Here is a 16,069-nt window from a genome sequence, read left to right as displayed (position 1 = left end):
GGAAAGTAGATTAATAATTATGTGTCAAAGTGTGTGTTAATATTAATTAGGAGGGAAAATGATGAGTACAGTAGATAATATTGTTCTAGATGATATTGGACATGATGGACAGGATGAATCTTTATATCCTGTAAAGGAGCGTATTTTGGATAATTGGTCTTATTTATTTGCGTGGTTAGGTGGTTGTGTATCAATAGGAACTTTTACTTTAGGCTCAAGTATGACTCATGAACTTAATATTATTCAAGCATTAGTAGCCATGTTTATAGGTGCAACTGTTGTAGCAGTTGGTTTAGTATTTAATGGTAAGTTTAGCCACAAATATGGTGTGCCTTATACAATTCAGCTTAGATCTGCTTTTGGGATAAAAGGTTCTAAACTTCCAGGATTTATAAGAGGGGTTCCAGCCATAATATGGTTTGGTTTTCAATCATGGGTAGGTGCATCAGCTATTAATATGGTATCATACTCTTTATTTGGATATGAAAATCAAGTATTGTTTTTTATACTCTTCCAAATAATACAAATAGCTTTAGCAACTACAGGATTTAAAGGAATAAAATGGTTAGAGAATATTGGCTCAATATTTATTTTATTGACTCTTACTTATATGTTTTTTAGTGTAATAAAAAAATATGGTGCAGTAATATCCTCAGAAATCATAGACTTTAAAGGTTCTTGGGGACTGCCTTTCTGGGGTGGAGTTACAGCATTTACAGGTGTTAACTGTACAGTACTTCTAAATGTAGGGGACTATGTAAGAAACTATAAACAAGGAACAAAATCTGCAATTACAGGGTTAATCTATTGGGCAGCTATATTACCAATAACTATATTTATGGGTATGATTGGACTTATTGTATCAACTGCTACTGGAATGGCAAATCCAATAGATGTATTCTCATCTGCAGTAGATAATCAATTTTTAGTAATTGTTACAATGATATTTATAGCAGCAGCACAGGTTACTACAAATGTTTTAAATAATATATTACCTCCATCTTATGTATTGATGGATACTTTTAAACTTCCATTTAAAAAATCTGCCATAATTGTTGGTTTACTTTCATTTGCTACATTTCCATGGAAGCTAATTAGCCCTGAATCAGCAGCAGGACTCAATCTGTTTGTACAAGCTTATTCAGCATTTTTAGGGCCAATATTTGCAGTGTTGATAGTGGATTATTTCTTTATTAAAAAAGAGACTGTTAATTTAAGAGATTTATATGATATAGAAGGACCTTTTAAAGGAGTGAACTGGGCAGCTATTATTGCTATTATAGTAGGTGCAGTAGTAGCTTTAGTAGAAGTAAGACTATCATGGTATGCAAGTCTTCTTCCTACAGCGTTAACATATTATATTTTAATGAAAAAAATGCCATCATCAAAAGTATATTGGTAAAATCCTAGAAATTCAATAGAAAGGGGAATATGTAATGAGCAAATATGATTTAATAATTAGGAATGGAATGGTAGTTACGAATAAAGCAGTAGAAAAATTAGATATAGCAGTAGTTGATGGCTCAATAGTTGAAGTAGCACCTGAAATATCAGGACTTTCAAAGGAAGAAATAGATGCAAAGGGGAAGTATATATTGCCTGGTGGATATGATTGCCATGTTCATTTTAATGAACCAGGTCGTACAAATTGGGAATCGTTGCTTACTGGCACCAGTTCTCTTGCAGCTGGGGGTATGACTTCATTTACAGATATGCCTCTTAACTCTACACCAGTGACTACAAATGGGAAAAACTTTGATTTAAAACTTGAAGCTGCTAAGAAAAATTCATTAGTAGATTATAGTTTCTGGGGTGGATTGACACCTAATAATTTAGAAGATTTGGAAGAATTAGCAGAAAGAGGAGTAGTTGGCTTTAAAGCATTTACGTGTTTTAGTGGTTTGGAAGAATTTGAAGGTGCAGATGACTGGACTTTATATAGAGGAATGGAAATAGCTGCTAAGCTAGGGTTACCAGTATCAGTTCATGCTGAAAATAGGGATATAACAAATAAATTAACTGAGAAATTCATTAAGGAAGGAAAGACTTCTCCTAGAGATTTCTTGAATTCTAGACCAGAAATTTCAGAAGTTGAAGCTATCCAAAGGGTTATATTATTTGCTGAAGAAACTAAATGTAAACTTCATATTGCTCATGTTAGCACTGCAAAAGGTGTTCAGTTAGTTGTTGAGGCTAGAAAAAAAGGTATAGATGTAAGTTGTGAAACAGTTTCTCAATATCTAACATTTACAGAAGATGATTTAGATGGACTGGGACCAATCGGAAAATGCTGTCCTCCTCTTAGAGCCAAGGATACAAAAGAGAAACTATGGGAACATATTGTTGCAGGAAATGTAGATGCAGTTTGCTCAGACCATTCACCAGCACCTTTTGAATTAAAAAAGGATAGTAATTTCTTCAAGGTTTGGGGTGGAATATCAGGATGTCAATCTACAATGAATGTAATGCTTACGGAAGGATATCATAATAGAGGATTGTCCCTTGTAGATATTTCTAAGTTATTGTCACTAAATCCTGCAAAAAGATTTGGAATAAAAAATAAAGGAGAAATAAAAGTAGGCTATGATGCTGATATGGTTTTAGTAGACTTAAATGAGAGATTTATTTTAAAAGCAGATGAGCTATTTTATATGCATAAAGTCAGTCCGCTTGTAGGTTTAGAATTTAAAGGAAAGATTGTAAGGACTATTCTTAGAGGAAAAACCATATTCCAAGATGGAAAAATAGTATCTGAACCCATAGGAAAATTTTTAAGACCTTAATAATATTATAATAGATAAAATAACTTCCTTTTTTGGTGCCTGGCACCAAAAAAGGAAGTTATTTTATTTTTATTGTAGTATAATGTAAATAAATATAAGAGGAGGGGATATGGTGGATTTGATACTAATAAACGGAAAAATTCACACTATGGATAAAGAAAGAAATATAGTTGAAGCTATTGGTATTAATGGGGATATTATTGAAAAAGTAGGGACTAATAAAGAAATAATGGCTCTAAAAAATAATAGTACAAAAATTATTGATTTAGAAGGTAAGGTAGTATTACCAGGGTTTAATGATAGTCATATGCATTTATTAAGTTATGGATATTCTTTAAATAGAATAGAGCTTGGAGGGGCAAAGTCCATAGAGGAGATAAATTGTATAATAAAGAATATTATAGAAGAAAAGGATATGGAAAAGGGCGAATGGGTTAATGGTAGGGGCTGGAATCAAGATTATTTCATAGGAGAAAAGAGATTTCCTACAAGATATGATTTAGACAAAATATCTTTAGAGCATCCTATTTTAATAGGGAGAGCGTGCGGACATATTGCTGTAGTAAATAGCAAGGCATTAGAGCTATTAAATATAACTAAAGATACACCACAAGTAGATGGGGGACATTTTGATTTAGATGAAAATGGAGAACCTTTAGGAATATTTAGGGAAAATGCTCTTGGATTAGTTTATTCTAAACTACCTAATCCTACCGTAGATGATATAAAGCATATGATGGTGAGGGCTATTGAAGATTTGAATAAAAATGGAGTTACTTCAGTTGGAACAGATGATTTTGATGCATTTCCAGATGTAGATTATGAAAAGATAATATTGGCATATCAGGAATTAAAAGAAGAAAATAAATTGAAGGTAAGAGTGTATGAGCAATTTTTAATTCAAGATAAAGATAGATTACAAGGTTTTATAGATAAAGGATATGGCAGTTCTTGGGGAGATAAGTTTTTCAAGCTAGGACCTTTAAAATTGCTGGTAGATGGTTCTCTAGGAGCTAGAACAGCAGCACTTACTGAGGCTTACTCAGATGACTATAATAACAAGGGCATAACTAAATTACTTCAAAATGAATTAGATATTATAGTAGACTTAGCAAATCAGTATAATATTCAGGTTGCTATTCATGGTATAGGAGATAGGGCTATTTATATGGCTTTGGAGAGTATAGAAAAGGCTTTAGATAAAAACCCTAGGGATAATCATAGGCACGGTATAGTACATTGTCAAATAACTGATGAAGAGCTTTTAAACAAATTTGCAGAACTAAAGATAATTGCCTATATTCAGCCTATATTTTTAGATTATGATTGGAAAATTGTAAGAAGTAGAGTTGGGGAAAATAGAGAAAGAACTTCATATAATTGGAAGACCATGTTAGATAAAAATATAACTATAGCCTGTGGCTCTGACTCTCCTGTAGAAACCTTTAATGTAATGAAAGGAATATATGAGGCTGTTACAAGAAAGGACTTAGATGGAAATCCACAGGGAGGTTGGCTACCAGAACAGAAATTAACAGTAGATGAAGCAGTATATGGTTACACTATGGGGGGAGCTTATGCTTCATTTGAAGAAAATATAAAAGGATCCTTAGAAGAAGGAAAGCTTGCGGATATGGTTGTATTGTCTAAAGATATATTTAATATGGAAGAGGATAGTATAAAAGATGTAGAAGTTGTAGCTACTATATTTGGTGGAGAATTAGTATAAGAACATGGAGAGGTTTTCAGTTCCGAAATAGAACTGAAAACCTCTCTTTTCGTTTAAATATTTGGAAAAGTTGAATAATTGACTTTATTCTAACTAAGTGTTATAATGTTACAATAAAAAAGTGACATAATAATTCCTGCATAATTAAGTATTTGAGGCATGTAATTCATGCCTTTAATAAAATAAAAGGGAGGAATTTGAATGAAGAGAAAGGTATTTTTATTTATTTTGTCAGTGAGTTTAATCCTAGGTTCTCTAGCTGGATGCGGAACTAAAGAAACATCTGGTTCAGATAACAGTAGCGATGTTATTAAAATAGGTGTATTTGAACCTATGACAGGTGCTAGTGCAGCTGGGGGAGAGATGACAGTAGAAGGTATCAAGCTGGCTAATGAAAAAGTAGGAGAAGTATTAGGCAAAAAAGTAGAATTAGTAATAGTAGATAATAAGTCAGATAAGGTTGAGGCAGCAAATGCGGCATCTCGTCTTATTGATAAGGATAAGGTAGTTGCAATTATAGGTAGTTATAGTAGTTCATTGTCTATGGCGGCAGGAGATATTGTTAAAGCTGCTAAAGTTCCAGCAGTTGGTTGTTCACCAACTAATCCACTTGTTACTTTAAATAATGATTATTATTTTAGAGTATGTTTTATTGATCCATTCCAAGGTACAGTTATGGCTAATTATGCATTTAATGATTTAAGTGCAAGTAAGGCTGCTATAATTCAAGACGTACAACAAGATTACTCCGTTGGACTTTCCACATATTTTGAGCAAGCTTTTGTAGAATTAACTGGTTCTCAAGATTCTATAGTTGGAAAGGCTTCTTATAATACAGGAGATCAAGATTTCTCAGCTCAATTAACTAATATAAAATCTTTAAATCCAGATGTAATATTTGCACCAGGAAATTATGGTGAATCAGCTTTATTAATTAAACAAGCAAGAGATTTAGGTATTACAGTTCCAATCCTTGGAGGAGACACTTGGGAAGCTCCAGAGTTTATAGATATAGGCGGTGCTGCAGTAGAAGGGGCAGTATATAGTACCCACTTTACTTCGGAATCTCCTGTAACAGAAGTATCTAAGACTTTCTTAGAAGACTATAAAGCTAAGTTTAATAAGGATGCTAATGCCTTTGCAGCTTTAGGATATGATGCTTATATGGTAATTATAGATGCTATTGAAAAGGCTGGTTCAGCTGATCCAGTGGCTATAAAAGAAAAGCTTGCAGGAACTAAGGACTTCATAGGCTCAACAGGAGTGATTACTTTAGATGAAAATGGAGATGCCGTTAAGTCTGCAGTTATAAATCAAGTAAAAGATGGTAAGTTTGTTTATCTAACAACAGTAGAGCCAATAAAATAAGTTAAATTAATGGGGGAATTATAATGAGCATACAAGAATTTTCACAACATATGGCTAATGGTATTTCATTAGGAAGTCTTTATGCTCTAATTGCCATTGGATATACTATGGTTTATGGGATATTAAGATTAATAAACTTCGCCCATGGAGATATTTTTATGCTAGGTGTTTATTTAACATTTTATGGTATAACATATACTTCAATACCTTGGTATATAGTATTTATACTTGTTGCAATTATTACTGGAATTTTGGGATTGCTTTTAGAAAGACTTGCTTATAAACCTCTAAGGGGTTCACCAAGAATTACAATTCTTATATCAGCCATAGGTGCCTCATTTTTATTACAAAACCTAGGTGTATTGATATTTGGTGGAAGGCCTAAGGCCTTCCCAACCCCTGATATTTTTAATAAAGTAGCAAAGGTAGGGGGAGTTTCAATTTCTTTAGTAAATTTTGTAATCCCAGTAGTTACAGTAATTCTTTTGATTGGTTTAAACTTTTTTATTCAAAAGACAAGAACTGGTATGGCAATGAGAGCATTATCTAAGGACTATGAAGCAGCTAGTTTAATGGGAATAAATATTAATGGGATAATATCTACAACCTTCTTTATAGGATCTTTTTTAGCAGCAGTAGGTGGTATTATGTGGGGAATAAAGTATCCTCAGCTTATGCCTCACATGGGAGTTTTACCTGGTCTTAAATGCTTTATAGCAGCAGTAATTGGAGGAATAGGAGATATTACTGGTGCAGTGTTAGGTGGATTTATTCTAGGGCTAGGGGAAATACTTCTTGTAGCATTTTTACCTCAGTTAACAGGATATAGGGATGCATTTGCCTTTGTACTACTAATTATTATACTTCTTGTTAAACCAACGGGTTTAATGGGAGAAAAAATAGCGGAGAAGGTGTAGCCTATGAAGAAGAATAAATTGCTTTATAATATATTATTAATAGGAATAGTTTTAATAGGATTGATTTTTTTAAATATTTTCTTAGATAATTACAAGGTTACAATTATAAATCTTTGTGGGATTTATATAATTCTTGCTTTAAGCATGAATTTAATCAACGGATTTACAGGATTATTTTCCTTAGGACATGCTGGTTTTATGGCAATAGGAGCCTATACTGTGGCAATTCTTACTATGCCTACAGCAGCCAAAGAAATGAATTTCTACATGAAGCCAATGGCACCATTTCTTTTAAATCTCAATATGCCGTTTATTCTTGCATTAATTATGGGAGGACTTATGGCGGCTATATTTGGATTTTTAATTGGTGCTCCAGTTTTAAAATTAACTGATGATTACTTAGCTATTGCTACATTAGGATTCTCTGAGATTATTAGAGTTGTAATCATTAATATGCAAAGTATAACCAATGGTTCTTTAGGGCTTAAGGGAATACCAAAGATTACAAACGATTTCTTAGCAGGAATATTTAAAACGCAGCCAAAGGTTAATCTCTTATGGTCTTGGGGTATAGCCATCCTCACTATTGTATTTATGAAATTGTTGATGAAGGGTAGTTATGGTAAGGCATTTAAGGCAATTCGTGAGGATGAAATTGCAGCTAGATCCATGGGTATTAATTTATTTAAGCATAAGGTAATGAGTTTTACTATTGGTTCTTTTTTGGCTGGAGTTGGAGGAGGTCTTTTAGCAGCATCTTTAGGAACTATAGACCCGACTTTATTTAAATTTGCCCTTACTTTTAATATTTTACTAATGGTAGTATTAGGTGGTATGGGGAATATTAATGGTACAGCCATAGCGGCAATAATAATAACCATAGCAATGGAAGCCCTTAGATTTTTAGATGAACCTATGAATCTGGGATTTATGACAACCCCTGCACTACCAGGGCTTAGAATGGTAGTATTTTCACTTATTCTAATGTTAGTAGTTATATTTAAAAAGGATGGGTTCATAAAGAATGCCCTAGGGAAAGTGAGGGGTAAATATGCTAAAAATTGATAATGTAACTATGAGGTTTGGTGGGGTTGTTGCAGTAAATAAATTTACAGCAGATATTAAAGACGGAGAAATAGTAGGATTAATAGGACCTAATGGTGCAGGAAAGACTACAGTATTTAATGTGGTTACAGGTGTATATAAACCAACAGAGGGACAGGTAATTTTTAATCCAGAGGGAAATGAAAAGGTAATATCAGACCTTAGACCAGATCAAATAGCACATTTAGGAATATGCCGTACCTTCCAAAATATTAGACTATTCAAAGAATTATCAGTTCTTGATAATGTATTTATAGGTGGGCATTTGAGGCTCAAGTCTGATATATTTTCTTCCGTACTAAGATTGCCCAATTATAATAAGGAAGAAAAAGAGATAATGGAAAAAGCTAAGTATTTATTGCATAAAGTTGATTTATATGATGAAAAGGATGAAAAGGCATTTTCTCTGCCCTATGGTAAGCAGAGGAGGTTAGAAATAGCTAGAGCCTTAGCAACAGACCCTAAGCTATTACTCCTAGATGAACCAGCAGCAGGAATGAATCCTCAAGAAACTCAAGAACTAATGGATTTTATAGGGGATATAAAGAAAGAATTCGATTTAACTATATTTCTAATAGAGCACCATATGGAAGTTGTTATGGGTATTTGTGAAAAGATATTTGTATTAGATCATGGAACTTTAATTGCAGAAGGTAATCCAGGAGAAATACAAAGTAATACTAAAGTTATTGAAGCATATTTGGGGGTGGAATGATGCTTGCTATAGAAAATCTTCATGTTAGTTATGGAGGGATTAAGGCTCTAAGAGGTATAAATATTAATATTGAAGAAAATAAAATAGTCACTTTAATAGGTGCAAATGGAGCAGGTAAATCTTCCACCCTAAGGGCTATAATGAATTTGGTAAAAAAGGAAGATGGAAAAGTTGAATATGATGGAGATGATTTAACTAATCTTAAGACCATGGAAATAGTAAAGAAGGGTATAGCTTTATCTCCTGAAGGAAGAAGGGTATTTGCAAATCTTACTGTAGAGGAAAATCTAATTCTTGGAGCATATACAAGACGTGATATGTCAGAGATAAAGAAGGATATAGATAAAGTATATAATCTATTTCCTAGATTAAAGGAAAGATCTTGGCAAAAATCAGGAACACTCTCTGGTGGAGAACAGCAGATGCTTGCAGTAGGAAGGGCTTTAATGATAAGACCAAAGGTACTTATGTTAGATGAGCCTTCATTGGGATTAGCACCATTATTAGTAAAAGATATATTTGATATTATAAAGGAAATCCATAGTCAAGGAAATACAATATTATTAGTTGAACAGAACGCGAAGAAGGCCTTAGAGATAGCTGATTATGCCTATGTTCTTGAAACAGGTTCTTTAGTGCTTGAAGGACCAGGACAAGAGTTGTTAAATGACGAAAAGGTAAAAGCAGCATATTTAGGAGAAGCCAAGTAAATAACTTCACTTTTTGGTGCCTGGCACCAAAAAGTGAAGTTATTGTTTTGTAATCATAATGTAACTACTTTTTTACTTTATTTGGGTATAATATTAATTAATAGTGAATAATAGTGGAGAAACAATAGTTTTGGGTCAGGCTATTAGGTTTCAAATATTTTTAATTATTACTTATTCACTAAATTAAAAGGGGATGATTAAATGAAGAAATTGGTATCTATGTTTTTAGTATTATTGATTATTTCTACAAATGTGTTGGCCTTTGCTAGTATCGATGATAAATTAATTAATCATTGGTCTAAAAGTATTATTGAAAAGGATTTTGTTGCTTATTATTTCCCCTATTTAGCTAAAGATAAATTTAATAAATTTAATCCTGAGGATAATATTTCTAAAAAGGATTTTACATTGTCTTTAGCATCTCTATTTAAGGACTATGGATTAGATGATATTACAAATAATATTGGTATATATGAACCTTTAACTAGGAAAGAATTAGTGGAGATAGTTGGCAGCAAATTAATATCTATAGATACAATAAAATATGAAAATCAAGAACTTCCTTTCCAAGATATTAATACTATGAATAAAGATAGCATAGAATTATTAAGAGTATTATTTAATTTGAAGATTATCAATGGTGTTTCAAGTATAAATTTTGCACCAGATAGAAAAGTTACTCAGGCTGAAGCCATAATAATCTTGCAAAGATTGAAAGGAGTATTAGAAGATATGAAAGGATTAAAGGAAATATCATTTAATATTGCAGGAATAGCTCAGTCATATAGTGGAGAGGAAGCTATAGTAGTAAAGGAAGGAACGGATAATGTATTAGTTACTATTACTAAGGAATTGCCGACACCAGGATATTCACTAGATGTTGATAAAATATTAAGGCATAAAGACGGATATAAAATATATTTAAACATTATACCACCAAAGGCGGACAGTATGCAGCTTCAAGTGATTACTTATAAAACCATGACTATAGAAATTGATAAGAATAAATTAATAGGTACTCCTTATATATTTACTATAGAAGGATCAAAAAGCAATCTATCAATTAAATAGATTGCTTTTTGATATTATAAGATATTAATACAAGATATAATAGATGACACTAATAAACATTTTTGATACAATTATTATAAATACAAGATAGGGCGAAAAGGTGAATATAATGAGTAGAAAACGAGAACTTGCACAATCAGCAGCAATGATATCTATATTTACGTTAGTATCTAAGGCTTTAGGGTTTATTCGAGAGGTTATGATAGCCAATAGATTTGGTTCAGGCATGGAAACAGATACTTATTTTGTAGCTATGACAGCTACTGTAATTATAATGGGAACATTAGGAGCTGCTTTAAATACTACATTGATACCAATATTTTCTGAAATAGGAGAGAAATATGGCAGGAAAGGCAAATTAAAATACTTGAATAATATTTTTAATATAGTGCTGATAATTACCATATTTATAGTTATATTAGGCTATATATTTTCACCTAAAATTATTAAGATATTGGCAAAAGGGTTTCAGGGTGAGCAATTTGCTTTGGCTGTAAAGCTAAATAGAGTAGGACTTCCAATAGCAGTGTTTTTAGGATTTACATATATTTTTTCAGGATTACTTCATAGTAGCCAGATATTCGGACCACCTGCTATATCGGGATTACCGTATAATTTTGTATTTTTAATTTATTTATTTTTCTTTGCAAAGGATTCTAATGTAGTTACATTAATGGTAATATCTGTAATAGCTGCATTTGCTCAATTTCTAATATTGGTACCTGCAGTTAGACATATGGGTTATAGATATAAATTTGAGATAAACTTAAATGATAGATACTTAAGTAAAGCAATGATTTTAATACTTCCAGTACTTATTGGCTCTGCGGTACAGCAAATAAACGTAATTATAGATAAGACTTTAGCATCGGGATTAATAGAAGGAAGTATATCAGCTCTTAGTTATGCTTCTAAGGTCAATGACATGGTTATAGCAGTATTTATAATGGCTATAACTACAGTAATATTTCCAATGTTATCACAAGCATTTTCACAAAATGACAATGAAAAGGTAAAGGAAATCTTGGGAAGAGGAATTAATATTATACTTATTATAACAGTACCAGCCACAATAGGACTTTTAATATTAGCAGAACCTATGGTATATTTATTTTTTCAAAGGAATGCCTTCGATGAGTTGGCAACATATATGACAAGTCAGGCACTTATATACTATTCTATAGGATTAGTAGGCTCATCTCTGCGTTTAATGCTTAATAGAGTATATTATTCATTACAAGATACTAAAACACCTATGGTAAATGGTATGATTGCAGTGATTATAAATTTAATACTAAATTTACTACTAATAAAACCTATGGCACATATGGGTCTAGCATTGGCTACAAGCATATCAGCAACCATAACTACTATTATGTTATTTTTAAGTCTTAGGAGAAAAATTGGTTCAATAGGTCTAATTAAATATCTAATTTGTTTTATAAAAACCCTTGCAGCTTCATTATGTATGGGAGTTGTAGTTTTTTTAATATACTATAAGCTAGGAGCTATAATAGCAACTACAAAAGTTATGAAAATGTTGTTATTATTAGTATCAGTAGCAGTTGGAGCAGTAGTATATTTTATTTTATGTGTTGTATTTAAAGTAAAAGAGTTATTTATCATATTTAAAAGATAGCCTTTCTGGCTAACAAAGAACAATTAATAAAAACAATGAAAAACCAAGATCCTTTTCTTTACTCAGACTGACATAAAATGTCATACTGATATAATGAAGAATCTTGGTTTTACTTTTTATAATGGTTAATTGCCTAAATTTCTTTTCCCCTATGACAAGCTACAAAATGATTTGGTTTTATTTCTTCAAACACAGGAGTTGCCTTTCTGCATTTATCCATGGCATAGGAGCATCTATCTACAAATCTACAGCCTTCTTTAGGATTAATAGGACTTGGCACATCGCCTTCCAGCATTATCCTATGTCTAGATCTTTGAATTTCTGGGTTTGGTATTGGTATTGCAGATAATAAAGCCTTTGTATATGGATGGATTGGATTTTCATATAGTTCCTCAGATGGAGCTAATTCCATCATATGACCTAGATACATTACACCAACCCTATCGGATATATATCTTACCATAGATAAATCGTGGGCTATAAACATATAGGTTAGACCTAGTTTTTCCTGCAATTCCTTTAATAGATTAACTACTTGAGCTTGGATTGATACATCTAGAGCTGAAATAGGTTCATCACAAACTATAAATTTTGGATTCAATGCCAATGCCCTTGCAATTCCAATTCTTTGTCTTTGACCACCAGAAAACTCATGGGGGAAACGCATTGAATGTTCTTCGTTTAATCCTACTAATTTCAATAATTCTACAACTCTTTTTCTGCGTTCTTCCTTATTTTTATAAGCATGATGAATGTCCAGTGGTTCTGCAACTATTTCTTCTACAGTCATTCTAGGATTTAAGGAAGCATAAGGGTCTTGAAATATCATTTGAAAGTTCTTTCTAACTTCCTGCATTTCACGATGGGAAAGACTGTAGACATTCTTTCCATTAAATATTAACTCCCCCTCTGTAGGTTCATATAATCTTATAATAGTTCTACCTGCAGTAGATTTTCCACATCCAGATTCACCAACTAACCCAAAGGTTTCACCAGGGTATATATCAAAGCTAATACCATCTACGGCCTTTAGCATTCCTTCCCCTACGTCAAAATGTTTCTTAATATTTCTTGCAGATATTAAAGGTTCTACCATTAGCTTTCTCTCCCTTCAGAAACTTTTGCCATTGGATGATTTAGCCAACAACGGCTTTTATGTGTTCCACTGTGACTATCAAATTCAGGCATATATTCCTTGCAGATTTTCATTGCATAATCACATCTATCATAGAAGGAACATCCTTTAGGGGGAATATATAAATCAGGCGGTGTTCCTTCTATTGAGTGAAGAGGTTCATTTCTAGACATATCTAAACGAGGAACAGAAGCTAAAAGTTTCTTAGTATAAGGATGCTTTGGATCTTTAAATATTTCATCCGTAAATCCTTCCTCTAAAATTTGTCCTGCATACATAACTATTACTTTATCACTCATATCTGCTACAATTCCCAAATCATGGGTGATTAGTATAATTGACATAGATAATTTATGTTGTATTTCCTTCATAAGTTCTAGAATCTGAGCTTGTACTGTAACGTCAAGGGCAGTAGTAGGTTCATCAGCAATCAATAATTTTGGAGTAGATACCATTGCAAGGGCTATCATTACTCTTTGTCTCATACCACCAGAAAACTCATGGGGATATTGGTTAATTCTTTTTTCAGGCTGAGGTACGGCTACTAGATTTAGCATTTCTATGGCTTTTTTCTTTGCATCGTCTTTAGATAATTTTTGATGTTTAACAAGACCTTCAACAATTTGTTTTCCAATTTTCATAGTTGGGTTCAAAGAGGTCATAGGGTCTTGGAATACCATGGAAATCTCATTACCACGAATAGCTTGCATTTCTTTATCTGATTTTTTTAACAAATCAGTACCGTTAAATAGTATTTCTCCATTTTTAAAGAAAGCAGGCGGCATAGGTAGTAATTGCATTATGGAATTGGCAGTAACACTTTTTCCACATCCAGATTCTCCAACAATAGCTACAGTCTGAGATTTCCCTACATCAAAACTAATATTACGAACGGCCTCTACCTCTCCAAAGAATGTCTTAAAAGATACAGATAAGTCTTTAACTTCTAATAGTTTTTCCATTTTTCCACCTCTCTATTTACGTAATCTTGGGTCTAATGCGTCACGAAGGCCATCACCTAATACATTAAAAGCAAACATTATTAAGGAAATAAATATTGCTGGTATAATTATTTGATAGGAATTTCCTACAGCCATACCTGCTAAACCATCGTTAGCTAAGGAACCAAGACTTGATTTTGGTGCTTGAAATCCAAGACCTAAGAAACCAAGAGTAGCTTCAGCAAATATTGCCCTAGGAATAGTAAGGGTTATATTTACTAAAATTGGTCCCAATGTATTTGGAATTATATGCTTCCTTAAAATCCATCTCTTTGGAGCTCCAAGGGATTCTGCAGCTAGGGAATATTCAGATTCTTTTAATTGGAGTACCTGACCCCTAACTAATATTGCCATTGGTACCCAGTCTGTAAGAGTCATGGCTAATATTAGAACAAACAAAGATGTACCAGAGCCTTCCTTTGAGAATGCTACTGACAGAAGAATTACGATAAGCAAATAAGGAATACTATAGATAACCTCTGCAATACGCATCATAATGGAATCCACACGTCTTGTGGAAATTCCAGCGATTCCTCCATATATTACACCAATAATGAAATCAATGGCAGCAGCAAGTATTCCAATTATTAGAGAGTATCTAGCACCATACCAGACCCTTGTAAATTGATCACGTCCCAGTTCATCAGTACCAAACCAATGAGTGCTGTTAGGATGCAAATTAATTTTAGCATAATCCTGTTGAAAATAGCTAAAGCCGTTAATAAGTGGTCCTACAATAGACATAAAAATCATAAGTGCTATTATTATAAGACCTGTCATTGCTAATTTGTTTTGTTTTAGTCTACGCCAAACATCTGGCCAGTATTTTATACTGGGACGTCTAATCTTTTCTGCATTTCTATCTTCCGAAGATGCAGGTTCAAACATTTCTTTAGTAAATTCATTAGTTAATTTAGTTTGACTTTCCATTAACGTCCCTCCTTAGTAAGTTTAATACGTGGGTCAATAAACATATATGCAATATCAACTATTAATAGTAAAGTTATTAGTATAATGGCATAAAAAATTGTAGTTCCCATTATAAGGGTATAATCTCTGTTATTAATAGATTGAACAAAGAATTTCCCAAGTCCGGGAATGCCAAATATTTTCTCAATAACAAAACTACCAACTAGAAGATTGGAAATTAATGTTCCAAGAACAGATATTATAGGAAGTATAGCATTTCTTACGGCATGTTTTATAATAACAGCAGCTTTGGAAATTCCTTTGGATTTAGCAGTTTTAATATAGTCTTGTCCTAAAACTTCTAACATACTGGAACGCATAAGTCTTGCCATATAAGCCAAAGGCATTAAAGATAGTGCCAATGCGGGAAGCAATGTATGTTTAAATTCTCCCCATCCTCCTATAGGAAGCCAAGATACGTTTTTTGCAACGAATTGGATTAGAACTGTACCCATTATAAAACTTGGAACAGAAATACCTATAATTGCAATTATCATGGAAATATAATCTGGAACCTTATTTTGGTATAAGGCTGCCAAAGCTCCTAAAGCAGGGCCAAAAATTATGGCAATGATTAGGGCTTCTGCTCCTAAATATGCTGATATTGGAAATCCACGTCTTATCATATCGTTTACTGTTTCCGTTCTGGATTTCATAGAATCTCCAAAATCTCCTTTTAAAAGATTTTTTAAATATATTACATATTGCTGAGGCTTTGGTTTATCTAAGCCATATTTCTTTAAAAGATTTTCATAAACCACTTCTGGCATTTTTCCTTCTTTTCTAAAGGGATTGCCAGGTATGGAGTGCATTAGAAAAAAAGTAATAGTTATAATAGCCCAAAGGGTAATAACTGACATAATTAGTCGTTTAAAAAGGTATTTTTTCATATTCCCCCTCCTTTGATGTTTTAAATTAAGTATGATAA

The 16,069-nt window shown here is 32.6% G+C and carries 14 protein-coding genes; 10 read left to right on the top strand and 4 right to left on the bottom strand.

The genetic code is table 11. The features are described 5' to 3' along the window. Nucleotides 1–61 precede the first annotated feature (61 nt). From BUB33_RS09360 to murJ, 10 genes are all read left to right on the top strand, one after another. A complete protein-coding gene (locus tag BUB33_RS09360; RefSeq protein ID WP_072975821.1) occupies nt 62–1,402 on the top strand; it encodes an NCS1 family transporter in 1,341 nt (446 codons plus the stop codon). 34 nt (nt 1,403–1,436) lie between these two features. Next, nucleotides 1,437–2,783, top strand: coding sequence for an allantoinase AllB (gene allB, locus BUB33_RS09355; protein ID WP_072975820.1), 1,347 nt, complete (start codon nt 1,437–1,439; stop codon nt 2,781–2,783). A 112-nt stretch (nt 2,784–2,895) separates the two neighbouring features. Further along, nucleotides 2,896–4,512 carry an amidohydrolase gene (locus BUB33_RS09350; protein ID WP_200778176.1) on the top strand — a complete coding sequence of 539 codons (1,617 nt, stop codon included), beginning with the start codon at nt 2,896–2,898 and terminating at the stop codon, nt 4,510–4,512. A gap of 201 nt (nt 4,513–4,713) precedes the next feature. Next, nucleotides 4,714–5,880 carry an ABC transporter substrate-binding protein gene (locus tag BUB33_RS09345; protein WP_072975817.1) on the top strand — a complete coding sequence of 389 codons (1,167 nt, stop codon included), beginning with the start codon at nt 4,714–4,716 and terminating at the stop codon, nt 5,878–5,880. 23 nt (nt 5,881–5,903) lie between these two features. After that, the gene (locus BUB33_RS09340; RefSeq protein WP_072975815.1) at nt 5,904–6,797 is read left to right on the top strand and encodes a branched-chain amino acid ABC transporter permease; all 894 of its coding nucleotides are present in this window, start codon (nt 5,904–5,906) and stop codon (nt 6,795–6,797) included. Nucleotides 6,798–6,800: 3 nt separating this feature from the next. After that, nucleotides 6,801–7,862 carry a branched-chain amino acid ABC transporter permease gene (locus tag BUB33_RS09335; RefSeq protein WP_072975813.1) on the top strand — a complete coding sequence of 354 codons (1,062 nt, stop codon included), beginning with the start codon at nt 6,801–6,803 and terminating at the stop codon, nt 7,860–7,862. Then, nucleotides 7,849–8,616 (top strand): ABC transporter ATP-binding protein, encoded by a 768-nt coding sequence (locus tag BUB33_RS09330; protein WP_072975812.1) that lies wholly within the window; start codon nt 7,849–7,851, stop codon nt 8,614–8,616. Before BUB33_RS09335 ends, BUB33_RS09330 begins: the two co-directional genes overlap by 14 nt. Continuing rightward, the gene (locus tag BUB33_RS09325) at nt 8,616–9,326 is read left to right on the top strand and encodes an ABC transporter ATP-binding protein (RefSeq protein ID WP_072975811.1); all 711 of its coding nucleotides are present in this window, start codon (nt 8,616–8,618) and stop codon (nt 9,324–9,326) included. Before BUB33_RS09330 ends, BUB33_RS09325 begins: the two co-directional genes overlap by 1 nt. Before the next feature lie 201 nt (nt 9,327–9,527). After that, nucleotides 9,528–10,397: a protease complex subunit PrcB family protein gene (locus tag BUB33_RS09320; protein WP_072975810.1), complete on the top strand. Its 870-nt coding sequence runs from the start codon at nt 9,528–9,530 to the stop codon at nt 10,395–10,397. A gap of 109 nt (nt 10,398–10,506) precedes the next feature. Beyond that, nucleotides 10,507–12,036, top strand: coding sequence for a murein biosynthesis integral membrane protein MurJ (gene murJ / locus BUB33_RS09315; protein ID WP_072975809.1), 1,530 nt, complete (start codon nt 10,507–10,509; stop codon nt 12,034–12,036). 133 nt (nt 12,037–12,169) lie between these two features. Here the strand turns inward: murJ and BUB33_RS09310 are convergent, their stop codons facing one another. Genes BUB33_RS09310 through BUB33_RS09295 form a run of 4 tightly spaced genes read right to left on the bottom strand, consistent with a single transcriptional unit; the run spans nt 12,170 to nt 16,031 of the window. Continuing rightward, nucleotides 12,170–13,132 carry an ABC transporter ATP-binding protein gene (locus tag BUB33_RS09310; protein ID WP_072975803.1) on the bottom strand — a complete coding sequence of 321 codons (963 nt, stop codon included), beginning with the start codon at nt 13,130–13,132 and terminating at the stop codon, nt 12,170–12,172. Further along, nucleotides 13,132–14,133, bottom strand: a complete 1,002-nt coding sequence (locus BUB33_RS09305; protein WP_072975796.1) for an ABC transporter ATP-binding protein — start codon at nt 14,131–14,133, stop codon at nt 13,132–13,134. The genes BUB33_RS09310 and BUB33_RS09305 overlap by 1 nt, the downstream gene beginning before the upstream one ends. A 12-nt stretch (nt 14,134–14,145) precedes the next feature. Next, the gene (locus tag BUB33_RS09300; protein WP_072975795.1) at nt 14,146–15,102 is read right to left on the bottom strand and encodes an ABC transporter permease; all 957 of its coding nucleotides are present in this window, start codon (nt 15,100–15,102) and stop codon (nt 14,146–14,148) included. Then, nucleotides 15,102–16,031 (bottom strand): ABC transporter permease, encoded by a 930-nt coding sequence (locus tag BUB33_RS09295; RefSeq protein ID WP_072975794.1) that lies wholly within the window; start codon nt 16,029–16,031, stop codon nt 15,102–15,104. Before BUB33_RS09295 ends, BUB33_RS09300 begins: the two co-directional genes overlap by 1 nt. Nucleotides 16,032–16,069 lie beyond the last annotated feature (38 nt).

Source organism: Tissierella praeacuta DSM 18095 (assembly GCF_900128955.1).
Classification (GTDB): Bacteria; Bacillota; Clostridia; order Tissierellales; family Tissierellaceae; genus Tissierella; species Tissierella praeacuta.
Note: the sequence above shows the minus strand (reverse complement) of the source record. Positions and strands in the feature narration are given on the sequence as shown.